A 25,041-nucleotide genomic window follows, 5' to 3' on the forward strand; every position below is an offset into this window, starting at 1 on the left:
CCTTTTTAATTTTTAAAAGCAGTTAAACCTACTTACCTTTGAAATAGTGTACTTCACTCAAGAAGTCTCCTGTGTGAGTTGGGTCACGGAATAAACCAACATTCATTAATTCATCCCCACCATAAGTTTTATCTGTCATTTCGTCATGGTAATCAATTGTCGGATCAAGTCCAGCCATCTTAGTATTATTTATTTCAAAACGATTTGTATGTAATTGTTTAAACATAAATAATAATGCTTCAGACTTATCTGGGCTTACAAATTCCCAAGCAACTGTATTGCTGTCAAACGGGCTTTCAAGGCGAATGAAATCTCCGTATTGAATTAGATGACGGTGAGCTTTATAAAACTTAATCTGTTCCTTTACCATTTGGCGGTCTTCATCAGTTAAGTCCGCTAAATCTAATTCATAGCCAAAAACACCACTCATCGCAACATCGCCCCGCATCTTAAAGCTTGTGGAACGACCGGTTTGCTGATTAGGCGACACAGAAACATGGGCAGTCATTGAAGAAATTGGGTAAGTTAAGGATGTACCATATTGAATTTTCAATCGTTCTACCGCATCTGTATCATCAGAAGGCCAACTTTGCGGCATGTAGTATAGGATTCCGGCATCAAACCGTCCACCACCGCCTGAACAGCCTTCAAATAAAATATTAGGATAGCGGGTTACCAAACGTTCCATAAGGTCATATAGCCCTAAAATATAACGGTGACTAATTTCGCCTTGATGTTCAGGGTCGGCAGCACTAGAAAAGACCTCTGTTAAGTTTCGGTTAAAATCCCACTTAATGTAATCAAGCGGCACCTTATCTAAAATCAAGCACATCTGATTAAAGATGTTATCAACTACTTCTTTCCGACTAAAATCTAAAACTAGCTGATTTCGTGAAAGAGTCATTCCCCGATTAGGTTCATGCAAAGCATAATCAGGATGTTCTTTATAAAGTTCAGAGTCAACTGAAATCATCTCTGGTTCAAACCACAACCCGAACTTCATACCGCTTTTATGTGTTCGATCTGCAACCCGTTTCAGTCCCCCAGTAAGCTTTTGTTGATTAACAAACCAGTCACCAAGCGAAGAATTATCATCATTACGATGGCCAAACCACCCATCGTCTAATACAAACATTTCAATCCCTAGTGGCTTTGCTTCATCAATAATTTGGTCAAGCTTTTCATCATCAAAGTCAAAGAATGTTGCTTCCCAGTTATTAATTACAATCGGACGATCCGCATATTGGTACTTTCCACGAGCAACCCGGTCACGAAGCAAACTATGGAAGACATGTGACATTCCGTTCAGTCCCTGCCGACTAAAGCCCATGATTGCTTCTGGCGTTTGGAAACTTTCTCCTGGTTGAAGAACCCATTCAAAATCGTAATCATTAATTCCCGTTAATAAACGGATTTGGTCAATCTGATCTTTTTCAAGAGTGAATTGATGGTTACCGGAATAAACGAGCAGAACCCCCATTGCATCTCCTGTAAATTCAGTTGTATTTTTATCAACTAACGCTACAAAAGGATTCATGTGGTGCGAGCTAGAATTACGACGACTGGAAAATTCAGTGATTCCGCGCCGTAGTTCTTGTCGTTCGGGCTGTCGTTCAAGTGCATACTGACCAGGCACTGAGATAACATCATAATCATGTTTAGTTAAGTCTAACTGCATTGAAGCAATCTTTTCAATTTGCAATTTTTGATTACTATTATTAACCAAGCGTGCATTCCTTGTTATAACAGGACGCTCGTTATAGATAGTATATGAAAGGATGAGTTGTGCTCCAATTGTGTTATCAACTAAGGTGACCTCTAATGTTTCAGCTTCATCATCGCTTTTGACATAGGAGGCCGGTAGTCCAGCTAATTTAGGCTTGCCAGGGATAATCTTATATGATTGGTAGCGAAAATCCGTTAATCGTGATCCGTTTTCTGCTTTAATAACAATTGCTGGTACACGATAGTCCCCTGTATTGTTACCGGAATATTCTTGTAATAAGTCATCCTTAGAATAGGTTCTATCCATTGATTCCGGTAAATTACCAGAAAAGCCACGGTCTACTCGAGGATACTTTCGTTCACCATGGTAATTTCGGATTGCTGGTCCAAAGTAAAGGTGACTAAGAAGATTTCCCTCTTCAATCGAAAATAAATATGAAATGGTCTTGTTTTTCAAGTGAAATACACGTTGTTTTTCATCAAATGTAATCATTGCTAGTGACCCCTTTCTTAAATCGATTATATGATAAACGTTTATCTAAATTCAGTCAAGCGCTTTCATCACTGTCAAGAGGCAGACAAGGCGCCATTACGGCTTACTAAACGTTTACTAAAATGTGGTATGCTAGATGGTAATTATAATAGAGGTGAGCACATGATTGGTATTAGAAAAATTGCCCAAGAAGCCGGCGTCTCTCCAGCAACTGTTTCACGAGTCTTAAACAATGATCCGTCTTTTTCAGTTAGTAACCAAACTAAAAAGCGGATTAAAGAAATTGTTGAAAAATATCACTATCAGCCGCATGCGAATAAGTCCGTCAACCGTCCAAAATCTCTTTCGGTTTTAGTTATTACTACCCATTCTCTTGAAAACGAAGCTCACGATCCATATTTTATTCAAGTTCACGACGGGATAATCCAGGAAGCCTCTAAAGAAGGTATTCAAGTTAAAGGCTTTATTCGTTTTCCTAATAAAGATTTTCAGTTTGCTGACGTAAAAAAATATGACGGAATCATTGTGGCAGGTGTATTCACTGAAGAATTTTACGCAGAGCTATATCAGAATAATCCCCGCCTTATTTTGATTGATGAGACCCGTTATTTTTCACAGTATGACATTATTCGCAACTCGTACTTTGAAGAAACCCAAGCCATCTTAGATCATTTTCTTAAAAATAAAATTACTGATATCGGTTTCCTTGGCGGCAATATTCAGCCAATGTCCTTAACTGGAATCGCACCTGACAGTTACCAAGATATCCGTGCAAAAGCTTATTTGATGTGGATGAAAGCTCATCAGTTAACCCCTAATTTGGTAATTAAGGGCTGGACTCCCAAAGATGGCTTTGAAGGGATGAATAGCCTTCTTAAAAATCATTTACAATTAGTTTTAATTGCTAGTGATCAGTTAGCGGTTGGCGCATACCGGGCAATTAAGCAGCATGGACTTACCGTTCCGCAAAATATTCACGTTATTAGTTACAATGATTCAGAAATCGCCGCATATATGACCCCGTCACTTTCATCCATTAACCCGTCTAGCGTAGCAATGGGTCAATTAGCCGTAAGACGACTAGTTCAGCGAATTATCAATCCTGACGAAGTACCGGTTCATATTAACCTCCCTGCTAAGATTACATGGCGTGAAAGCTCAAAATTAATTAACTAGGTGAAACGTTTTATACACAAAAAGCTAATAATTGTTCTTGTGATACCGCTTTCTAAGGTTTATACTCAAACATAGTTATCAATATGATAAACGTTCACTTTAAATAAATGAGGTTTTAATTATGCTATTAGGAAGTATAGAAGCTGGCGGTACTAAATTTGTATGTGCTGTCGGTGACGAAAAGTTTAACGAAATTGATAAAAAGATTATCCCTACCACTACCCCTGAAGAAACGTTAGGAGCCTGCATCGAGTTCTTTAAGCAATATCCAGATTTAGCTGCCCTTTCAATTGCTAGTTTTGGGCCAATCGATACGAACCCTGCTAGTGAGAAGTACGGCTATATCACGGATACGCCTAAGGTCAAATGGCAAAATTGCAATTTTGTTGGAATAATGACAGACGCCCTTGATATCCCAATCTACTGGACAACGGACGTTAATGGTTCAGTATACGGCGAATATGTTAATTTAAGAAACAAGTTTGATAATCCGGCACTCGTTTACTACACTTTAGGAACCGGTGTTGGCGCTGGAGCAATCCAAAACGGTCATTTTATTGGCGGAATAAGCACTCCTGAAATGGGTCACGTACGCCTTCAACGTCACCCTGCAGATATGAACTTTACGGGTATTTGTCCTTACCATCATGACTGCCTAGAAGGTTTGGTATCTGGTCCAACATTCAAAGCACGACTTGGGATCAGCGGTGAAGATGTCCCAGATAATCACCCGGTTTGGAATATCATGGCTTACTATGTTGCTCAAGCCGCTGTTCAGATTACAGCAATTTTACGTCCACAAAAGATTATTTTCGGTGGAAGTGTTTCTCGTCCGGCATTCTTAGAGCGTGTTCGTAAACAGTTTGCAATGTTATGGAATGACTATCTTCCAGTTGGCCCGCTTGACGAATATATTGTTAATCCCTCGGTTCCTGGAAACGGTTCAGCAACCCTCGGTAACTTCGCCCTAGCAAAACAATTAGTTGAGGAAAATAAATAATTATATTTAAAAATAATGAACGGAGACTGCTATGATTTTAGTGGCCTCCGTTTGTGTCTTATTATTTCCAAAGATAATTTAATAATCCGGCTTTAGTCATTCCATCAGCTATACCTGTTCAGCCATTAGAATCGTTAAATATATCATCTATCCTTGATTTCCTGTGTTGATTACTGGTTGCGTTCCACGCTCACTAATTATTGCTACCATTATGTTATTAATAATTTGAAGGCGCTGTTCATCGGTTAAGTTAAGGTTAGCTTCCTTATTCAAACGATTAATTGCTTCTTCAGTAATTGAAACGGCTCCTTCAACAATAATTTTACGTGCTGAAAGGATCGCCGATGACTGTTGTTTTTGAAGCATTGCACTCGCTATTTCAGTTGCATAGGCTAAGTGCGTTAATCGAGTTTCGATAATTTTAACGCCCGCAACATTTAAGCGGTCCTGAAGTTCAGCAGTTAACCTTTCCGACACCTCTGTTGGGTTTCCTCGTAAAGTGACAACATCTTGGTTTTCAAAGCTATCATAAGGATATTCACTTGCAACATGTCGCACGGCAGATTCGCTTTGAATTTGGACGAATTGTTCATAATCATCAACCGAGAAAAGTGCCTTGGCCGTATCAACAACTTTATATACAATAACGGCAGCAATTTCGATTGGGTTTCCTTTTGAATCATTTACTTTAAGAATTTGGCTATTAAAGTTGCAGACCCGTAGAGAAACTGTCTCCTTATTCGTAAACGGAATCGTCATAAATAGGCCGGCATCGCGAATAGTTCCAATATAGTTACCAAAAAAGGTTAGCACTTTTGCCTCGTTAGGCTGGATAATAGTTAGTGACGTACTAAAAATAATCACAGCCACCAACAGGATAATGCCGATTGTTAATAACACTGGCATACTACCAGTAAAGCCAGCAAAAATAAGCCAAAGACTTGCGGCACCAACAAGGATTGCACACAAGAGTCCTAAATAACCATTAACATGAACAGCAGTTTTCTCTTTCATTTTATTATTTCTCCCCCTTTAGAATCGTAAACCTTTTGGATAGAAATTCTTAATAGTCCCGTTAACTAGCTTTCCAAAGCCAACAGAATGACGGTTGCAAACTAAAAGATACCATCCATTTGCCTGATTATCAGCAATATTTATCACATCTCCATGAACATACTGTCGCCATTGATCTTCATCGACTTCAATTACCTGCTCTGCTTCATCAGGGAGGCTAGCCAAAGCCCACGCAAGAGATGGTTCAAAGCGATTTTTCTTAAAAGTTCCTAAATGTAATCCGGGACGCAAAACATTTAATCCCGCCATTTTATCTTCCTCAAGCGGTAAATCATATAACTGATCGCCAAATAAAATTAGCTGATGAGGTTGATAATTGGGAAACACCTTCGCTTGGAATTGTTCAAATAGCCTGAGCTGCGTTTTATCCGGTCTTACAATAGATTGTTTTTTGCGTTTATTTTTCTTTTTACGTTTTTCTGGGGCTGTGGCTGGAGTCTTATTAATCATTTTAGCAATAAAGTGGCCTTCTCCTTTAATATGATGAGGAAATAGCCGCACCGTCTTCTTTAGGTCTCCATTATTATCAGCCCACTCCGGTCGACCGTTATCCATTCCGGCGGCCTTTTTTATTGGTATTAATTCTAAATGCGGATAATTATTAAGCAGCCATGAAATATTTTGCTCATCTTCTTCAGGGGCAAATGTACAGGTAGAGTAGACAAGTACCCCGCCCGGCTTTAACATTTTCATCGCTGAAGCTAAAATTTTTTGCTGGCGATTAGCACATTCCGCTGGGTAATCTGGCGACCAATATTCAATTCCTGCTGGTTCCTTCCTAAACATTCCTTCTCCAGAACACGGAGCATCCACAAGAATCCGATCAAAGTATTGTGGAAACTGTTTTTCTAGATCAGCAGGGCTCTCACTAGTAACAACAGTATTCTTTGCTCCCCATCTTTCAAGGTTCTCTGCTAAGATTTTAGCGCGTTTCGGAAAAATCTCATTAGCAACTAGTAACCCTTCATTATTCATTTTTCCAATTAAATGAGTAGTCTTGCCTCCAGGAGCAGCGCACAAATCAAGAACGCGTTCCCCCGGTTGCGGATCAACCACTTCCCCGACAAACATCGCAGAAGGTTCTTGACTATAAACCCATCCAGTAACATGATCTAAAGATTTACCATTAACTTGACCATAGTAACCGGTTGAAACATACGGTACTTTGCCAGCAGAGTGATTAATCGCTGATGTCGGGTGGCCGTTCTTTAGGGGATTCTCGCGAAATCCACTATAACTTGGCTGATTAAGAGCTGCTAAAAATTCATTTGCTTCTGCCCCCATTAATTTTTTGTATTTCGTGACAAATTCATCCGGTAATTGCACGTTATTTCGCTCCTCTGTATCTTAGTGTCTTTATTGTAACTTATTTTGTTATTTTTTGAGCCAAAATGCTTGGCAAAGCGCCAACTTTTTGTATAAAATATTATAATTGTATATTTTATGGAAAGAGAAGTGATATGGCAATGGATCAACATTTAATAGCCCTCGATCTTGATGGTACAACCTTAAATAATCAGTCTAAATTAACTAATGAAACAATCGTAACTCTTCGCGCCCTAGCACGTGAAGGTCATATCGTTAGTATCATTACCGGGCGGCCATACCGAATCGCTCAACATATTTATGATCAAATCGGAATCAAAACACCAATGGTTAACTTTAACGGCGCGCTCACTCACATCCCGCATGAACACTGGGATAAAGAATATGATATTGAATTAACAAGAGAACTGGCCCTTGACCTCCTTGCTAACCGCCAGGAACTTGGTATTAATACAATCACCGTTGAAAATAAATATCATGTTTGGGCGAACCAAGCAAGCAATGATCTCCCTGAATTTTTACCGAATAAACTAAGAAAGGACCAGTTATTAAACTCGGCTAACTTAACAAGTAACCCTATTGCTCTAACAATTCAATATCAGCCTGAGCATGAAGAGGAGATTATTAAAGCGGTTAATGAAAAATACGGTGACTTTGTTGAGCCGCGAGTTTGGGGTGGTCCCTACAATATTTTAGAATTAATTCATCGTGGGACTCATAAAGAATCGGGCATGTTTTACATTGCAGAACAATATCAAATCGATCGCCAAAACATTATTGCATTTGGTGATGAACACAACGACTTTGAAATGCTTGATGCTGCTGGACGTGGTGTTGCTATGAACAATGCAATCCCTGAACTCAAGAAAATCGCTAATGATGTTACGCCAATTGATAATGACCATAATGGACTGGCAAAGTACTTACGGGATTATTTTAAGGTTGCAATTTAATAATAAAAAGCTGGGGTTACAAAAAATGTAATCTCAGCTTTTTACATAGTTATTCCTAGTCAACGAGTTTTCCAACAACAGGGATGTCTTTTAATACTGATTCCATGTGAATCGAGCGTGGCATCGCGGAAGTTAGATCACGACCAGCAAGGTTTCCATGGTGTTTGCCATTCTTCCATACAGGTACGTTAGAGACATCATAAACAATGCCCTTAACTGCAACGTATGCAGGATGTCCATTTCGACCATCGAACTTAGCAAGTTCGGTTGTTGTAAATGTTTTTTCTGCCATTAATAATTCACCTTTCCATGATTCAAGAATAGCTAATAATTATATTCTAATTCAAAAAGTTAGTAAATGCACCAATTATTAGATTATTGTTATTATTTATTTCATTGATATTACCGTTTCGTAATTAAAAATTTTTATATTCTGAACTTATTTCTCGCTTGGCAAGTCAAAACAAGCAGCCGTTAACTAATTTCTTTAATTTTATAAAATAATTTATACTCAAAAGAAAAATCTTAATTACATTACTATAAAAAATTGTTATAATAAAGGGCGAAGGTGATTCTGCAATCACTTTCGCCAACATACTTCTACTGTGGACCATTGGTGTTGTCATGTCATCAATGATCCTCTTTTATTTTACAGCATTAGTAATTTTCTGCAATAAATTTTCATAATTATTCCAGCCGTTTACTAAAACTATTTCAAATAGCTTTTAGCTAGTGGTAATTTAATTGCTATAACTTTATAATAATCTTTGTAGGGGGTAACTATTCTAAGACTGAAAGCGGGCTTCACGATGTATAAAGTACTTGTTGCAGATAATCATCCAATTGTACGAATGGGCGTAAAAAACCTTATTGACCAACAAGATGGTTTTAAAGTAATAAGTGAAAAATCATCTGGAATTGATGTCTCAATGCGAATAGAGCAAGGAGATATTGACATAATTATCATGGAATTATCGATGCCTCCTGGCGAAAATGGCTTAATTACTGTAAAACGAATCCATGAACGATTTCCCAATATTAAAATCATGATTTTCTCACGGCAAAGCGAACCAAAATATATTAATCAGGCAATCTATAATGGTGCAATGGGTTATGTACTAAAAAGTTCCGCTGTAATTGAACTTGTTGATGGTCTGAAGCGGATTGCTAAGGGTGAGAAATACCTAGATAATAATATCATGGTAACAAAAGAAGACTTGTTAGTTATTAAAGGCGGCCCTACCCAATTAAATTTAGACAAGTATGTTACACTTTCAAAACGTGAGCGCGAGGTTTTACCCTTTATTGTTTTAGGTTACACAAATAAAGAGATTTCAACTAAATTATTTATTTCGCCCAAAACAGTTGAGGCACATAAGGCTAATATCATGCAAAAGCTTAATCTTAGTTCGCACGCCCAGTTGCTCCACTATGCCGTTCATCACAATTTAGTAGATTTATAAAAGGGAAGAAACTACAATTCTGGTTTCTTCCCTTTTGGATTTTATAATTATTTGTTACTAATCGTCTTATCAAGATTATTTAATAACGCCGCTACCTGAACTTCAACTACATTATTTGAATTGAAGCGAGCAAAGACCTCTGCCTCTGTTAGCAGCCGCCGAATCTTGTCAGAACTTTCACCCAGTTCAATTGCATTATTAGCCTCTAGCAATTTAATCCGTGGCAGGAAGTATGTGACATGATTCCCTGCACAAATTTTAGTTGTCGTTTCGAGCACCCGATTGCTAACAGCTAGTCGCTTATTAAGGGCATGGTATTCTGCAGCATAATACATCATCGTTACAATTCGTAAGTAATAATTCCGCTCAGCACCTGCTAAATCTTCATCCGCTTTTGAACGTAAGTATGATATTACCTTTGAAAAGAAGAAATCAGCATGTTCCATTGAATTCTGCCGTGCATAAAGGATTCCTGAGCCCAGATAAGCCAATGGTGAATAGATAGTTCGATGCTGTTCATCTAACTCATCGAGGATCTTAGTAAAATTAAATAAGCTAGTCGACACATTATTATTAGTAAGAGTATATATCATTCCCTTTACGTAATAATACTGCATCTTATCTTGCGGGGATTTCAAATCCGCTAACTGAACCTTCTTTAACTTACTTACTGCTTGCGGAAATTGTTCGATCATTAAGGCTAATTCAATCTCATCAAGAAGATTACGAATATAGCGAATAGATGATGTATTATTTTTATTTAAATCATCAATTGTTAAGCCAAGCCGGTCACAAAGCTGTTCAAGAATTGAAAGTGATGGTATTTGGCCATTATTTTCAAACTTGCTGAGGGTTGATTGCGTACAAATTCCCTTGCTTAAAGCTACCTGTGAATAGCCAAGTCTTTTTCGTTGATGAACAAAGCGCTTAATATCCATGTTTGCCCCCTATTGATCTTTAACCGTGAATGCCTAAAGCAATTTTAGCAAACCTACTCATCCTTGACAAATCCCAAACCGGTTCCCAGACTAAGTTAATATTGCACTTGTTTACTCCATCGACAGAAGTAACTGCCTTAGTGATGTCGCGGTTCAAGATATCACCTAATGGACATCCCATCGTAGTTAATGTCATGGTAACAGTGCATTCCCCACTCTCATCAACTTTAACATCATAAATAAGTCCTAAATTAACAAGGTCAATCCCTAATTCAGGATCAATAACTTCTTCAAGGGCGTCCATTACTTTGTTTTCAATGGGGGAAAAAGGAGTTTCTTTTTCGTCAGCCATAAACGTTCCTCCCAACTTTATTTGTTAGTTCAATTACCGTAATCAAAATGCATATTAACCAATTGAACCTTCCATTTCAAAACTAATCAAGCGATTTAATTCAACTGCATATTCCATTGGCAGCTGCTTAGTAAACGGCTCAACAAAGCCCATAATAATCATTTCAGTTGCTTTGGCTTCAGAAATACCCCGGCTCATCAGGTAATAAAGCTGTTCTTCTGAAATCTTAGATACTTTTGCTTCATGCTCCATGGCTACATGTGCATTATCAATCTCATTATACGGAATTGTATCAGAAGATGACTGGTCATCCATAATAATCGTGTCACATTCAACATGGGCTTTTGAACCATCAGAATGCTTACCAAAGCGCACTGTTCCACGGTAATCAGTCGAACCGCCAGTTTTAGCAATCGACTTTGAAACGATTGAGCTAGAAGTGTTCTTTGCATTATGAATCATCCGTGCTCCTGAGTCTTGGTGAATACCATTACTTGCAACTGCGATAGAGAGCATCGTTCCACGAGCACCTTCACCATTAAGGTAGACACTTGGGTACTTCATTGTCACCTTTGAACCAAGGTTACCATCGACCCATTCCATCGTTGCATTTTCAGCAGCAGCAGCCCGCTTTGTTTCAAGACTATAGACATTATCAGACCAGTTTTGAATTGTAGTGTACCGACAATAGGCATCTTTACATACGTTTACCTCAACAACCGCAGCGTGAAGGCTATCTGATGAATAATTAGGAGCTGTACACCCTTCTACATAATCAACACTTGCTCCTTCATCAACAATAATCAGTGTCCGTTCAAACTGACCAGAATTTTCAGCATTTAAACGGAAATAAGATTGAATTGGGGTCTTTGTTTTAACCCCTTTTGGTACATAAATGAAGGACCCGCCTGACCAAACAGCCGCATTTAAGGCAGCAAATTTATTGTCGGTTGGTTGAACCAGCTTACCAAACCATTTCTTAAATAGTTCAGGATATTCTTTTAATGCCGTATCAGTATCAGTAAAGATAATCCCTAGCTTCTCAAACTCATTTTTCATGTTGTGATAAACAACTTCCGATTCATATTGAGCAGATGACCCAGCAAGATACTTTCGCTCTGCTTCCGGAACACCTAACCTGTCAAAGGTTCGCTTCAAATCTTCCGGAACATCTTCCCAATCCCGAAACTTTTTATCTGTCATTTTTTGATAGTAAAGCATGTTTTTAAGGTCTAGTTCTGACAAATCAGGACCAAACTTAGGCATTGGCAACTTTTTATAAATTTCATATGCTTTTAAGCGGTAATCAAGCATCCACTGTGGCTCATGCTTTGCTGCTGAAATTTGCCGAACGGTTTCTTCTGTTAACCCTCTTCCAGTCGAATACTCGGGTTTTACATCATCATGAAAACCGTATTCATACTGGTCATTATTATTTATGATACTGGCCGCGTCATTACTCATTATTTTCTTCCTCCTCGCTATCCTTTAATAAAGCTCGTTGCAATGCCCACCACGATAACGTAGCACATTTAATTCTTGCGGGGAATTCCATGATGCTTGTCAGGATTTGGGCATCTCCTAATTGAGATAAGTCCGCTGCCGAATGCTCTTTTCCAATTGCCATATCTGAAAAAGTTTTTGCCATTGCTAAAGCTTCATCAGTTGTTTTCCCCTTTACTGCATCAGTCATCATACTGGCAGAAGCCTGACTAATTGTACAACCATCACCAGTATAAGCAATGTCCTTTATCTTATTGTCTTCAACTTCGACTTGGAGATTGATTGTATCACCACATGTCGGATTATGAAGAGTCATTGCATTTGTCGTTGTTGCTAACTCCCCTTTATTATGCGGATGATTAGCATAGTCAAGAATCACTTCACGATATAAACCATTTAACTTAGATAGTCCCAATGTTAAAGAACTCCTTTGTTTCCTTGATTGCCTTAATTAATTGATCTGCATCGCTTTCAGTATTGTAGAAATAAAAACTAGCACGTGCTGTAGCCGTTACGCCTAAGTCTTCCATCAAAGGCTGCGCACAATGATGTCCAGCGCGAACGGCAACCCCATCCATGTCTAAAGCCGTTGCAACATCGTGTGGGTGTAACCCGTTAATATTAAATGCGATTACGCCCGTATGTTTTGCTGGCGATTGTGGTCCGTAAACCTGAACATCAGGAATAGCAATTAATTGTGGGAGCACGTAATCAACCAGTTCCTGTTCCTTTTTCTGAACATTATCCATTCCAATATTATTTAAATAGTCGATTGCCGCACCTAAGCCAACCGCACCAGCAATATTTTGCGTCCCCGCTTCAAATTTAAACGGGATATCTGCCCACGTACTTTGATCACGGTGAACATCATTAATCATTTCGCCGCCAAATTGATACGGGGGCATTTCTCGGAGTAATGATGCTTTGCCGTATAAAACACCAATTCCCATTGGGGTCATCATTTTATGGCCAGAAAAAGCATAAAAATCAACATCAAGGTCTGTCACGTCAACCGCCATATGTGGAACAGCCTGTGCTCCGTCACCGACGATAATAGCCCCATGCTGGTGCGCAATCGTGGCTAATTCTTTCAATGGCGTAACTGTCCCCAATACATTGCTTGCATGAGCAACAGCAACAATTTTTGTTTTATCAGTAATTTTATTTCTGGCATCTGCAAGATCAAGCTCTCCATCTGGAGTTAACTCAATATACTTTAAAACGGCATTCTTTCGTTTAGCTAATTGCTGCCAAGGGATTAAATTACTGTGATGTTCCATTATTGAAATTACAATCTCATCACCAGATTGAATATTTTGCTCTCCATAAGTTGATGCAACCAAGTTTAACCCATCAGTACATCCCTTAGTAAAAATTATTTCATCAGAACTTTGCGCATTAATAAATTGCTGAACCTTTTTTCGTGCTTCTTCGTAGTCCTTAGTAGCTCGTTCCGCTAATGTATGAACCCCGCGATGCACATTTGCATTATCTTGCTCGTAAAAGTCGGTTAACGCCTTAATCACTTGTCGGGGACGTTGAACAGTTGCCGCATTATCAAGATATGCCAGACGTTCATCATTAACTTGCTGGTTCAGTGCCGGAAAATCTGCTAAGTAATTATTCGTATTGTTGTCCATCAGCGAGCTTCCTTTCGAGAATCGTTATTAATTTACTACGTACATCTTTAGATGGGATTGCACTTAAAACGGCACCCAAGAATCCTCGAATAACCATTCGCTCAGCCTGAGCACGTGGAATTCCACGACTCATTAAATAGTACATTTGATGAGGATCAACCGGACCAACACTAGCGGCGTGACCAGCTTCAACATCATTTTCATCAATCAAAAGGATCGGATTGGCATCGCCGCGGGCTTGATCAGACATAATCAATACTCGATTTTGCTGGTCTGCTTTAGCCCCATGCGCACCATGAATAATTTGACCAATTCCATTAAAAATCAGTTCAGATTTTTCAAGAATAACACCACGCTGATTAATTAATCCGGTTGTATGTCGACCGTGATTAGTAACACGATTATTAACACCAACTTCTTGATCCCGTGTCGTCACTGCAATCATCTTTGAATTAGCATAACCACCATCGCCAAGAAGCTCAGAATCCATGTCGCCAACAGTATTACCATTATTCATCAGCCCAACTGCCCATTCAACATGTGCGTCACGACCAATATCAGCCCGGCGCTTAAAGTAAGTATGAGTATGAGGACCAAATTCATCGAGTGAAGAAAAGTCAATCTCACTGTTTTCCTGAGCCATCAATTCGATCATCATATTAGCCGTGTTTTCATGATCCCCCACTGTTGTAAGGTGTTGGATAAACTTAATCCGACTGCCACGATCCGCAATCACTAAAATATGAGAAATCAGTGGTTCATTATTTGTACTGTCTTGAATAATCTCTGCTTCAATCGGCTTTTCGATTTCAACATCTTTGGGAATATACAAAAATAATCCCGAGTTTAAATATGCAAGATGATAAGCCGTTAACAAGTTTTCTTCTGGCTTTATTGCAGTCATAAAAAACTTATTAAATAGTTCAGGGTATTCACGAGCAGCAGTAAAGATATCAGTGAGAATAATCCCTTGGTCTTTCAGTGTTTGTGGCAAGTTAACATGGAGCAGCGTTTGCCCAAATTGCGTTACTTTAATCACTTCATCATCCGAAGCAGGTGTTTCAACCAAGGCTGGGTCAGACTTAAGCCATGTTAACGGATGATCAGGTATTAAAGGCCAGTTACGGAAGTTAAAACGCTGCATTCGTGGTAATTGCAGTTTTTCCATCAAATTCCGAGCAGCCAGGCGGCGATCAAGCAATTGCTGAGACTCATTATTTTCTTTACTAGCAGCAATTATTTGTTCCTTTGCTGAATTTAATTCTGTCATTAAACTGCCTCCTAGTCTTCATCATCTACAAGTTTAATGTCTAAGCCTAGTTCGTCACGTAGTCCAGCGTAACCTTCGTCTTCAAGTTTCTTGGCAAGTTCAGGTCCACCGGTCTTAACGATTCGACCACCCATCATTACGTGGACAGTATCAGGGACAATATAGTTTAATAGGCGCTGATAGTGGGTAATAATTAATGATCCAAAATTATCGCCGCGCATCGAATTAACACCTTTTGAAACGACCTTCAAAGCATCAATATCAAGCCCTGAATCAATTTCATCTAGGATAGCAAAACTAGGTTCAATCATTAAAAGCTGCAAAATCTCGTTTCGCTTCTTTTCACCACCAGAAAAGCCTTCATTAAGATAACGCTCAGTCATTGATTGATTCATATCAAGCAATTCAAGGTTCTTATCGAGTTTCTTGATAAAGTCCATAACCGAAATTTGATCATCTTCAGGACGACGAGCATTAATCGCGGCACGGAGAAATTCGGCATTGGTAACCCCTTGAATTTCAGCCGGGTATTGCATGGCGAGGAACAAGCCTTTTCGTGCACGTTCATCAACAGGCATATCAACAATGCTTTCGCCATCTAAGAGAATATCTCCTTGCGTAACATGGTAATTAGGGTGCCCCATAATCGTTTGCGAAAGTGTCGATTTCCCTGTCCCATTCGGTCCCATAATCGCATGGATCTCACCAGTCTTCATCTTAAGGTTAACCCCTTTAAGAATCTCCTTTTCTTTCTTGCTTTCTTCATCCTTAACTGAAACATGTAGGTCTTTTATCTCTAATGTTGCCATATAGTTCATCCTCCTGATCGGAAATATTCCAAAATATTCATAGTGAATATTCTATAAAATACTTATAATTCCTTTACATTCTTATTATATCCGAATATTAAAAAAATAAAACTATGCATTTTAAATTATTTCAAGCGCTTTCTTATAAATAATCTTAAGTGTATAATAAACATATATAATATGTCACTTATATACTTTAGGAATATTTAGTGAGGCGAATAGTAACAATGGCTCAACAAAATTATATTCTCCATTCTTTTGATTGTTTAAATGGCGCAACGGCTGCTCGGCTTCATGACATGGGATTATGTGAAGGCTGTCCGATCAAAGTCGTGCAAAAATATCCTTTCCATGGACCGGTTATAATCGAAAACGACCACCAACGAATCGGTTTGCGGTACGCTGTCTTTACATCACTTACGGAGGCCGAGTGATATGGCAACAGTTGCACTCATTGGGAATCCTAATACTGGCAAAACCACGCTTTTTAATTCTTTAACTGATAAATATGCATACGTTGGCAACTGGACTGGGGTTACTGTCGAAAAGAAACAAGGAACATTAAAGGGGACAGACATTGTAATCATCGATTTGCCCGGTGTCTATTCCCTTGACCCGCTTACCAAAGATGAAGCAGTTGTGACTAATTATTTGATGCATAATCATCCAGATATGATTTTAAATGTAACTAATGCTAGTCAGCTGAAACGAAACCTGTTATTAACAATCGAGGTCCTTGAACTCGGCTACCCGGTTGTTTTAGTTCTTAATATGATTGATGATTTACGCCGTGCTGGTTACGAATATGATTTAGATATCCTAGAAAAGACGCTCGGTTGTAAAGTAACAGCAACTAATGCGCGGGGACACCAAGGAATTAATAAGGTTCGTGAAGAAACGGTTCGTTATGAAGCACTCCACCCTGTCCAGCTGAATTTGGAATATCCGCCAATGATTCAGCAGGCAATCAGGCAGGCAAGTGCTGCTCTTGTTAATGATTTTTCTTTCTCACCCCAGATCGCACGGTGGCTGGCTATCCAGTTTATGAGTAAAAATAAAGTTATTCATAAATTTGCTCAAGAAAAAAAGTTAACACCGCTACTTAACCAGCAAAAATATTATGAGGCGCAAAAATTCGCTGATAAAATTTTTGAAGTTCGCTTACAATTCATTGAAGAAACATTAAAAAATGCCCGCCAGCCTTTAAACGGCAGCAATCAAGTAGAATTAACCAGCCGGATCGATAAAGTTGTTACTAATCCTATTTTAGGTTTACCAATCTTTGTCTTAATCTTTTTTATTATGTTTAAGTTATCCTTTGATTGGGTTGGCACCCCGCTCTCGGATATGCTTGATCATTTTATTTCAGGACCTGTTTCATCAACGGTCGATAATTTCTTAACTAATTTAGGCGCTATCCCCGCACTAAGGTCCTTAATAGTAAATGGAATTATTGCGGGAGTTGGTGGTGTCCTTGCCTTTATTCCGCAAATCTTCATGCTTTTCGCTTGCATTTCGCTTCTTGAAGATTCCGGCTATATGGCACGGGCGGCACTTGTAACGGACCGGATTATGCAAATGATTGGCTTAAATGGTAAATCCTTTATCCCCCTCATCATCGGGTTTGGTTGTAATGTTACAGGGATTATGGCAGCAAGAACGGTTGAACAGCCTAAAGAAAGGTTAATAACTACCTTAATTATGCCTTTTATGAGTTGTTCTGCCCGCCTGCCGATATATAGTTTGTTTGTTGCTGCTTTTTTCCCTCGTCACCAAGCTCTAATTGTATTGTCTATTTATTTTCTGGGGATAGTTATAGCATTAGGAATGGCAAAGTTTTATCAAATACTTTTTAAGGTAAAAGAAAGTTCTGTTTTTGTCGTTGAGCTACCTCACTACCATCTTCCCCGCTTGGATATAATTTGGCATGGAACCTGGGATAAAGGTAAGGGATTTATCAAAAAAGCAGGTACCATTATTTTTGCAGGGACCGTGTTAATTTGGGTATTATCAAGTTTTGGCACTAGCGGATTTGTAACTAATTCAGCTAATAGTTTTGCAGCCGATCTTGGAAGAATTCTTGTACCCGTCTTTAAACCAATTGGCCTCGTCCAGTGGCAGGCAATTAGTGCTCTTTTTACCGGAGTTTTGGCAAAAGAGGTTATTACTTCTAGTATGATGGTAATGTTTCATACAAGCAGTAAAGCATTCTTGATTGCATCACTAGGTCAATTTATGACGCCGCTAACTGCCTACGCTTTGTTGATTTTTATTCTGTTATATGCGCCATGTTTTGCAACTTTGGCAACAATTAAGCAGGAAACCGGTTCAACTAAATGGATGTTATATTCAGTTGCTTCAAGTTTAGTAATTGCCTATGCCGTTGCGTTTATTTTCTTTCAAGTTGGACAACTATTTTTCGGGTGATTTCAAATGAAACTTATTATCAATATCATTATTATTATGTTAATTATCGCGTTTGCTCTTTATCTCCTTATCAAAACTTTCCAACGTGGAAAACAAGGAAAATGCGCTGCCTGTGATTATGATTGCGAGCTAAAGAAACAGCTGGCAAAAAATAAAAAGTAATAAAAATGAGTGTAAATCGCTGCCATTACAAAGCAGTTATTTACACTCATTTTCTAGTTCTTATTAAGTTTTTCTTGAAGAATAAAACGACGGATTTTGCCGCTAGCATTTTTAGGCAATTTATCAACGTAAATATAGCATCGTGGTACTTTATAATGGGCTAAGTGCTGATATCCATAATTTATCAACTGCGCTGGTGAAAATCGCTGCTCACTGATTATAAAGGCAACTGGGACTTGCCCCCATTCGGCATCGTTTTTTCCGACGACCGCAATCTCTTTAATCCCGTGGTAATGCTGATATACCTGCTCAACTTCTTGCGGAAAAATATTTTCACCGCCAGAAATCAACATCTCATCCGCACGTCCATCAATGTAAAGGTAGCCGTCCGCGTCTAAATGTCCAATATCACCAGTCCTATACCATCCATTAATCATTTTAGCTGATAGTTTTGCTGGCAGATTAAGATAACCGGGAGTTAAAGCTGGTGTTTTTAGTAATATTTCTCCCTTTTCACTTAACTTCAATTGTGTAGTAAACAACGGCTGACCAACCGAACCGACTTTTTCCAGTGCATCCGCCGAACGTAATGCAATAATTTGCGAACAGGTTTCAGTCATCCCGTAACACTGAACAACCGGAATTGATAACTGAAAACATTTTGCTAATGTTTGCTGGTCGATGGTCCCGCCACCAAGCAACATGCAACGAAATGCCGGGTTGTAATGAATATTAGTGTGTTCTTGTTGTAGGATCAGTTTTTTGAGCATAAACGGGACAACTGACATAATTGTTACAGCTTCATTTGCTAGAACTTTTTCAATTTCTTCAACGCGGAATTTTTTTACAAGCCGAACAGTCATCCCATATATCAGGCCACGCATAATAATGGAAAAACCGCTAATATGAAAAATCGGCGCTACACATAACCATTTATCAGACGATGATAAGCCGAGATTTAATGCGGAAGACACGGCAGAATAAAAGTGATTGCCAAAAGTTTGTAATACCCCTTTAGGATTGCCAGTTGTTCCTGAAGTGTACATAATACTTGCAACCTGTTCGGCGTTAAACGTTGGGACGAGTACACTTGGCTCAGCCACAATTGCCATAAATGCCGAATATGATTTAAATGGTTTTTCCATTTTTGGACGCCATAAAGAATCTTCAACTAAACATAAACATAATTCACTATCATTAATTTGTCGTCTTAATTCTTCATCAGCCAACCGCCAATTAAGCCAGACAATTGTTCGCCCGCTACAAATAATCGCTAATGCAAGCTGGTAGCTTATAAGGGTATTAGTTGCAAGCAAGCCGACGCGTGAACCGGGGTTAAGCTGGTCAATTTTCCCTTTCAACAGCTCAACTTGTTTTTTTAATTCTGCAAAAGTTAACTGTTCATTTCCGTCATCAACCGCAACATGGTATGGTTGAGTAGTCGCCTGTTTTAGCAGCCAATTTTGCGTTTCCATTTAACGACCTTCTTTTATGGGAACTTTGGGAACTGGTCAAAATCAGGGTCCCGTTTTTCATTGAAGGCATCGCGCCCTTCCTTACCCTCATCAGTAGTATAGAAGAGCATCGTTGCATCCCCGCCTAATTGTTGGAGGCCAGCTAGTCCATCAGTATCAGCGTTCATCGCTGCCTTAATAAACCGTAAAGCTGTTGGCGACTTCTTTAGGATCTCATTACACCAGTCAAGAGTAACCGATTCGACCTGATCTAGCGGAACAACCTTATTAATCCAATTCATCTGATATGCTTCTTCTGCACTATAAAAGTGATTTAAGAACCATACTTCCTTAGCCCGCTTATGACCAATAACCCGTGCTAAATATCCTGACCCGTATCCAGCATCAAAGCTCCCAACTTTAGGACCGGTTTGACCGAATTTCGCATTATCAGCTGCAATGGTTAAATCACAGACTAATTGCAAAATATTTCCACCACCAACAGACCAGCCTTTCACCATTGCAATAACCGGTTTAGGAATGATCCGAATTAAATGCTGCAAATCCAGAACGTTAAGCCGTGCAATTTTATCTGGGCCTACGTAACCGCCATTTCCCCGGACACCTTGATCACCACCAGATGAGAAGGCTTTATCGCCGGCACCGGTTAGGATAATTACGCCAATTGTGCTATCATCACGACAGATCGTAAATGCATCGATCATTTCTTGGATTGTAACCGGCGTGAAGGCATTCATTTTTTGCGGACGGTTCATTGTTATTTTTGCAATTTTCCCTGCCCGTTCAAAAATGATCTCTGAATAGTCCTTAACTGGTTGCCAATCAACTGTTGTCATAATCAATCTACTCCTTTTGTGAGGTTAATAATAATGAATCTATTAGAAAATTTAGATATTCAAACTCAATCAGTCACAGCTAGCAAATGCGTTATCACTGTCAAAGTAAGTGATAAAATCAAACAACCCTATGGTATCGTCCATGGTGGAATGAATGCTGTTCTCGCTGAAACCGCCGCTTCCTTAGGTGCAAATCAGTGGCTAGCTGATCATCAACAAGATCAAATAGCTCTCGGAATTAATATTACCACAGAGCATTTAATTGCGGTATCTGATGGCAAATTAAATACTATTGCAGTACCGATTAAATGTGGTCGCCGAATTCAAACTTGGCAAGCTGACGTTTACTGTAATAACCAGCGGACCAGTACAAGTATCGTTACTTTAATTAATCAGCCTCACCCTTAGAAGTTATATTTTTCTGATCATTTATTTAACTACTTTAACTTAGCCAAAGTTATTATAATTATTAAAAATAGTTATGACCTTTATTTCATGCCCTTTTTAATCCTTAACGTTCGATTGACCGTTCTAATTCCACTAATTTTAATATTGTCTTAAAATAGGACGTTTGATAAATTAGTACCAACGCGAGGCGAACTGCGTGATAAAATTTAAAACGTTTTATCTTGCCTAATAAAGGATTGAGCCCCTTTTTTAGGTCGTCAGTTTACCTATTCTTGGGAGAAAGAGTAAATAGGAGTATGATGGGAAGCATATCGCGTAAATTACAATTTTAAAGGAGAGCATTTTGAGATGCGCTTCAAGGAAAATGAAGAAAAATACCTTAAATTAATTAATAATTCTCGGCGAGGAAGCAATGAGGATTTCAAAGAATTATTTCAATGTTACTGGCCGCTGGTCCGACGTTTATGGCAACGTTATAATGTTAACAACTTAGAACTTGCTGATTGGGAACAGGAAGCCAGAGTAGTCATGCTAGAGGTAATTCGTTTGTACAACAACCAGGGTCCGCGAATGTTTAGCTGCTTTTTCAAGGAATGTTTAACAAACCGTATTCGTGACCTACAACGTCAGACACAAGCTTATAAACGTATCCCCGCTGAGCGTCTTTATGCTTTAACAGACGAGTATTCAGAAATAATTATTGATTATTTGCGCCATTCTCCTGATGATATTATTTACTGCCGTCAAAGCCTAAATTATCTTCTTAATTATTGTTCTAAGTTTGAGCGAAAAGTATTAGTTTATCTCCACAGCGGTTATTCAGTTACTGAAATTGCTACGACCCTTAAATGCTCTAAGCGCAGCATTCAGAGTGCTTTGCATCGTTGTCATATTAAACTTCTAAAAGTATTAACAAAATAATGCTAAAAAGCTATGACCATGTTTTTGAAAATAACGTGACCATAGCTTTTTATATTGACTTTTCCATCTTTCTTTCAAATATCAACATGATCCGTCTTTTTTTGATAGAATAGTGAAGATATCCTAAAAATGATTGTTAGTTCAAGGAGTAATTATGGATTTCTCATTTAAAAAACGACCAGTTAAGAAATTGTATATTGAATATTCCATTTTATTTATTTTCTTAGCTATTTGTATTTTCGGTACCTATTTAGTAACCGGTCACACTTTTATTCTCAGCAAGGATGCTTTAAACCAGCACCTGCCATTATTAGCTAAATATCGTGAAGCGCTAGTTAGTTTCATTCACCACCCCCATTTAAATTTTTGGTCATGGCAAATGGGACTAGGGAGCGATACTTTCCAAGTCTATTCGTATTATACGATCGGGGATATTTTTGCCTACCTAGCACTTCTCTTTCCTGCCGCGAAAATCACTTTAGCATACCAAGTTATTAATGTTATTCGGATGTACTGTGTAGGCTTAGCGTTTATTTATTTTGCCCAGCATTTTAAATTTCGAAATAGCGTTATTTTAATCGGTGCAACTACTTATCTCGTTAATTCATTTTTGCTATATGCTTGTATTGCCCAGCCTTTCTTTACTACCCCGTTTATCATCTTTCCCCTAATCGTGGTGCAAATTGAGCGAATTTTACAAGGAGGGTCCGCTTGGCCACTTGCAGGTGCTTTTACCTGGATGCTAATTAGTAATTATTACTTAGCATACGTCTTAGGAATTGGTTCCATTCTTTATCTTGTGTTACGTGTAGGAACTCACTATCGGCGAACGCTTAACTATGGCCGGACTTTTTTGAAGCTTGCTTTTGCCACGGTTACAAGTGTACTCCTCTCGGCGGTTTTGCTGGTGCCGGAGTTAATTGCGGTAACTAATTCAACGCGAACCGGGTCCTTATTTGCAAATGGACTAAAAACTTACCCGCTTTATTATTACTTGTTCTTACCAAAATCGCTGATTAACGGTGGTCAATGGTACTTTATGTTTTGGTCAGCCCTTGGAATTGTCTCAATCGGCTTTATTGCGCTGGTTTACATTTATTCACGTCCACGGCAATATCCATTAATCACGATTAGCCTTGGCCTAGCCCTCATTATGTTATTAATTCCGGCTGTCGGCGCATTTTTTAACGGGATGATGTCTGCATCAAATCGGTGGACGCTTTTGATCTACCTGCCACTAGCAATGGCCGTCTGCATTCTAGCCGAAAACGCACTGACGCTTGATCACCGGACCATGCAGATCTTAAGCTGGGCAACAGCAATCTACCTTGCTGTTCTCATTGCGACCTTCTTTTTTGAAAATGAAGACGATATCTTTATGCCGGTCATTTTTCTCATCATCTCACTAATGACGATTTGGCTAATTCATTTAAACAAGCTAGCTCACCCTTATCGTTGGCTATTGGCGATTACCATGCTCAATGCCGGCGTTAATGCAATTTACGCTGCCTTCCCTTATAACGGGGATTTCTCTAGCAGTATGCTTAACCGCGGCGAGTACCAGGCCATTACTAATAACCGTTATGGAAATCTTAACCAAGATCTCAGTAAGGAGCCTTTCTATCGTGTATCGACAATTAGTCAAAACAAAATCATTGACGGTCCTAATTTAGATAACGACCTTACTTCGGGCCTTCATAATATCGATTCCTATTACTCGTTACAAAATAAGTATCTGGGGCAATTCAATACTAGCTTGCAAAACAATCAGTATCAGGCCAATATCCCCATTCGGCAAGCTGACGACCGGACAATTATGAACAATTTCTTTGGGGTAAAATATCTCTTTGTGCAAAGCAACGGCGACAATGCGACAAAGATTCCTGCCGGCTACTTCTTAGATAAAGCTACCGACCCGGTTATTAATTACGATGAAGGGCAGCCAAGCAACCCGCAAAGCAAGGATGACTTTGTGCCCACACAAACCATGCGGTATAAAACAAAGTACGCATTCCCATTACTTTACTGGCAAGATAACTACATTAGCCAAAAAGATTACCGCTCACTCTCACCAACCGAAAAGGAACGGGCTTTAGCTACGGGTGTCCTCGTTGATAAGCAAGGAAACTTACAGGGGATGAAGGCAGCAAAGCTAAATAGCCATGTTTACCCGCTTAAGAGTGAATTAGTTTCTAATCGGTTAAATAAGGTTAATCCTGCCAAGCTAAACTATACTGATAGCGAAGAAACCTACCAATTGCAGTTGCCGGAATTACAAAGCAAGAAAATGCAACAGAAATTACGGGGAAGCGAGCTGCACATTGAATTTTCTAAAATTAAGTACACGCCATTCTCAATGAAAAAGCAGATTGCATATGAACAAGCACACCTAAAGGAAACTGCAACTAATCCGGGCAGCGTTATTAATGAACGCTATACTCATTACCGTTACTGGCGTTACCATGTCTTAAACGGCTCGCCTGATATTAGTTTTAAGCTGAATATCGGTAGTAAGTTTGGTACGGCAACGATTGAGCAAGCCCGCCAAAGTACCTTATCCTTATTTAAGCATGTTACTAATTCAACGCTGAATATCGGATATTATGATGGAAAGCTCCCAACCTCACTTACCTTCCAACCATCAAAGCTAGGAACTTACCAGCTCAAATACCGTGTTGTTGCAGAAAAACTCGATAATAGTTACTATCATGAAGTTAAGACATTACAGAAGAACCGGCTTAAAAACGTCAAATTTAGTCGTAACCAAATTAAGGGTTCAATTAAAACTACCCGTCCAGGTGTCTTAACATCTTCTATCCCATATTCTACTGGCTGGTCGGTCAAGGTTAATGATAAGAGTGCCCCTACCCTGCGAACAAATCAAGCTTTCCTAGGAGTATACTTACCAGCCGGCACCCATCAAATAACATTCAGCTATCAACTTCCCGGGATAAAAGCTGGGGCTATTATTAGTTTAATTGGTCTTGGATGGACACTAATTGCCGGTGTTATTACGCTTATCTGGAATTATAAGCGCAAATAATATAATTAAATCTTGCATCATCTCATAGGGACGCTTAAGATAAAATT

23 protein-coding genes are annotated in these 25,041 nt (G+C 39.0%); 10 read left to right on the top strand and 13 right to left on the bottom strand.

Going from position 1 to position 25,041, the window contains the following annotated elements; all coding sequences use genetic code 11:
• Window positions 1-28: 28 nt before the first annotated feature.
• Window positions 29-2,218, bottom strand: coding sequence for an alpha-galactosidase (locus H5S41_RS03185; protein ID WP_182602308.1), 2,190 nt, complete (start codon window positions 2,216-2,218; stop codon window positions 29-31).
• Window positions 2,219-2,380: 162 nt separating this feature from the next.
• Between H5S41_RS03185 and H5S41_RS03190 the strand changes: the two genes are divergently transcribed.
• Complete coding sequence (locus H5S41_RS03190; protein ID WP_182602309.1) at window positions 2,381-3,394, top strand: LacI family DNA-binding transcriptional regulator; 1,014 nt, start codon at window positions 2,381-2,383, stop codon at window positions 3,392-3,394.
• A 121-nt stretch (window positions 3,395-3,515) separates the two neighbouring features.
• On the top strand, window positions 3,516-4,394 hold the full coding sequence (gene scrK, locus H5S41_RS03195) for a fructokinase ScrK (RefSeq protein ID WP_182602310.1): 879 nt from the start codon (window positions 3,516-3,518) through the stop codon (window positions 4,392-4,394).
• 147 nt (window positions 4,395-4,541) lie between these two features.
• On the opposite strand, the gene H5S41_RS03200 is transcribed toward scrK, so the two are convergent.
• Together H5S41_RS03200 and H5S41_RS03205 are read right to left on the bottom strand one after the other, a co-directional pair.
• Entirely contained in the window at window positions 4,542-5,408 is an 867-nt protein-coding gene (locus H5S41_RS03200; protein ID WP_182602311.1) for an SPFH domain-containing protein, read from the bottom strand.
• Window positions 5,409-5,426: 18 nt separating this feature from the next.
• Window positions 5,427-6,794 (bottom strand): RsmB/NOP family class I SAM-dependent RNA methyltransferase, encoded by a 1,368-nt coding sequence (locus tag H5S41_RS03205; RefSeq protein ID WP_182602312.1) that lies wholly within the window; start codon window positions 6,792-6,794, stop codon window positions 5,427-5,429.
• A gap of 140 nt (window positions 6,795-6,934) precedes the next feature.
• Here H5S41_RS03205 and H5S41_RS03210 point away from each other — a divergent pair, with 140 nt between their 5' ends.
• The gene (locus tag H5S41_RS03210) at window positions 6,935-7,747 is read left to right on the top strand and encodes a Cof-type HAD-IIB family hydrolase (protein WP_153709806.1); all 813 of its coding nucleotides are present in this window, start codon (window positions 6,935-6,937) and stop codon (window positions 7,745-7,747) included.
• 55 nt (window positions 7,748-7,802) lie between these two features.
• Here H5S41_RS03210 and H5S41_RS03215 read toward each other — a convergent pair whose 3' ends face one another.
• Window positions 7,803-8,039 (bottom strand): cytochrome b5 domain-containing protein, encoded by a 237-nt coding sequence (locus H5S41_RS03215; RefSeq protein ID WP_153709652.1) that lies wholly within the window; start codon window positions 8,037-8,039, stop codon window positions 7,803-7,805.
• Window positions 8,040-8,556: 517 nt separating this feature from the next.
• On the opposite strand from H5S41_RS03215, the gene H5S41_RS03220 reads away from it, so the two are divergent.
• Complete coding sequence (locus H5S41_RS03220; RefSeq protein WP_182602313.1) at window positions 8,557-9,210, top strand: LuxR C-terminal-related transcriptional regulator; 654 nt, start codon at window positions 8,557-8,559, stop codon at window positions 9,208-9,210.
• Window positions 9,211-9,257: 47 nt separating this feature from the next.
• Here the strand turns inward: H5S41_RS03220 and H5S41_RS03225 are convergent, their stop codons facing one another.
• From H5S41_RS03225 to sufC, 7 genes are read right to left on the bottom strand one after another with little or no spacing between them, the layout of a single operon-like run.
• Window positions 9,258-10,148 carry a helix-turn-helix domain-containing protein gene (locus H5S41_RS03225; protein WP_182602314.1) on the bottom strand — a complete coding sequence of 297 codons (891 nt, stop codon included), beginning with the start codon at window positions 10,146-10,148 and terminating at the stop codon, window positions 9,258-9,260.
• Between the two features lie 19 nt (window positions 10,149-10,167).
• Window positions 10,168-10,500, bottom strand: a complete 333-nt coding sequence (locus tag H5S41_RS03230) for a metal-sulfur cluster assembly factor (protein WP_163704067.1) — start codon at window positions 10,498-10,500, stop codon at window positions 10,168-10,170.
• Window positions 10,501-10,554: 54 nt separating this feature from the next.
• Window positions 10,555-11,964, bottom strand: a complete 1,410-nt coding sequence (gene sufB / locus H5S41_RS03235; RefSeq protein WP_153709656.1) for a Fe-S cluster assembly protein SufB — start codon at window positions 11,962-11,964, stop codon at window positions 10,555-10,557.
• Window positions 11,957-12,418, bottom strand: a complete 462-nt coding sequence (gene sufU, locus H5S41_RS03240) for a Fe-S cluster assembly sulfur transfer protein SufU (protein WP_153709657.1) — start codon at window positions 12,416-12,418, stop codon at window positions 11,957-11,959. The genes sufB and sufU overlap by 8 nt, the downstream gene beginning before the upstream one ends.
• Window positions 12,405-13,643, bottom strand: a complete 1,239-nt coding sequence (locus H5S41_RS03245) for an aminotransferase class V-fold PLP-dependent enzyme (protein WP_182602315.1) — start codon at window positions 13,641-13,643, stop codon at window positions 12,405-12,407. The genes sufU and H5S41_RS03245 overlap by 14 nt, the downstream gene beginning before the upstream one ends.
• Entirely contained in the window at window positions 13,624-14,913 is a 1,290-nt protein-coding gene (gene sufD / locus H5S41_RS03250) for a Fe-S cluster assembly protein SufD (protein WP_182602316.1), read from the bottom strand. The genes H5S41_RS03245 and sufD overlap by 20 nt, the downstream gene beginning before the upstream one ends.
• A gap of 11 nt (window positions 14,914-14,924) precedes the next feature.
• Window positions 14,925-15,722 carry a Fe-S cluster assembly ATPase SufC gene (gene sufC, locus H5S41_RS03255; RefSeq protein WP_153709660.1) on the bottom strand — a complete coding sequence of 266 codons (798 nt, stop codon included), beginning with the start codon at window positions 15,720-15,722 and terminating at the stop codon, window positions 14,925-14,927.
• Between the two features lie 227 nt (window positions 15,723-15,949).
• Between sufC and H5S41_RS03260 the strand changes: the two genes are divergently transcribed.
• From H5S41_RS03260 to H5S41_RS03270, 3 genes are read left to right on the top strand one after another with little or no spacing between them, the layout of a single operon-like run.
• Window positions 15,950-16,156 (top strand): FeoA family protein, encoded by a 207-nt coding sequence (locus tag H5S41_RS03260; RefSeq protein ID WP_153709661.1) that lies wholly within the window; start codon window positions 15,950-15,952, stop codon window positions 16,154-16,156.
• Window position 16,157: 1 nt separating this feature from the next.
• Window positions 16,158-18,149 carry a ferrous iron transport protein B gene (feoB, locus tag H5S41_RS03265; protein WP_182602317.1) on the top strand — a complete coding sequence of 664 codons (1,992 nt, stop codon included), beginning with the start codon at window positions 16,158-16,160 and terminating at the stop codon, window positions 18,147-18,149.
• 6 nt (window positions 18,150-18,155) lie between these two features.
• Complete coding sequence (locus H5S41_RS03270; RefSeq protein WP_163704074.1) at window positions 18,156-18,311, top strand: FeoB-associated Cys-rich membrane protein; 156 nt, start codon at window positions 18,156-18,158, stop codon at window positions 18,309-18,311.
• A gap of 53 nt (window positions 18,312-18,364) precedes the next feature.
• On the opposite strand, the gene H5S41_RS03275 is transcribed toward H5S41_RS03270, so the two are convergent.
• Together H5S41_RS03275 and menB are read right to left on the bottom strand one after the other, a co-directional pair.
• Window positions 18,365-19,786 (bottom strand): o-succinylbenzoate--CoA ligase, encoded by a 1,422-nt coding sequence (locus H5S41_RS03275; RefSeq protein ID WP_182602318.1) that lies wholly within the window; start codon window positions 19,784-19,786, stop codon window positions 18,365-18,367.
• 14 nt (window positions 19,787-19,800) lie between these two features.
• Window positions 19,801-20,622: a 1,4-dihydroxy-2-naphthoyl-CoA synthase gene (gene menB, locus H5S41_RS03280; protein WP_153709665.1), complete on the bottom strand. Its 822-nt coding sequence runs from the start codon at window positions 20,620-20,622 to the stop codon at window positions 19,801-19,803.
• Between the two features lie 33 nt (window positions 20,623-20,655).
• On the opposite strand from menB, the gene H5S41_RS03285 reads away from it, so the two are divergent.
• The 3 genes from H5S41_RS03285 (at window position 20,656) to H5S41_RS03295 (ending at window position 24,994) form a co-directional block, all read left to right on the top strand.
• Window positions 20,656-21,030 (top strand): PaaI family thioesterase, encoded by a 375-nt coding sequence (locus tag H5S41_RS03285; protein ID WP_182602319.1) that lies wholly within the window; start codon window positions 20,656-20,658, stop codon window positions 21,028-21,030.
• A gap of 348 nt (window positions 21,031-21,378) precedes the next feature.
• Entirely contained in the window at window positions 21,379-21,951 is a 573-nt protein-coding gene (locus H5S41_RS03290) for an RNA polymerase sigma factor (RefSeq protein ID WP_182602320.1), read from the top strand.
• Between the two features lie 154 nt (window positions 21,952-22,105).
• On the top strand, window positions 22,106-24,994 hold the full coding sequence (locus H5S41_RS03295; protein WP_182602321.1) for a YfhO family protein: 2,889 nt from the start codon (window positions 22,106-22,108) through the stop codon (window positions 24,992-24,994).
• The last annotated feature ends 47 nt before the right edge of the window (window positions 24,995-25,041 follow it).

Source organism: Limosilactobacillus albertensis, assembly GCF_014145555.1.
GTDB classification, from domain to species: domain Bacteria; phylum Bacillota; class Bacilli; order Lactobacillales; family Lactobacillaceae; genus Limosilactobacillus; species Limosilactobacillus albertensis.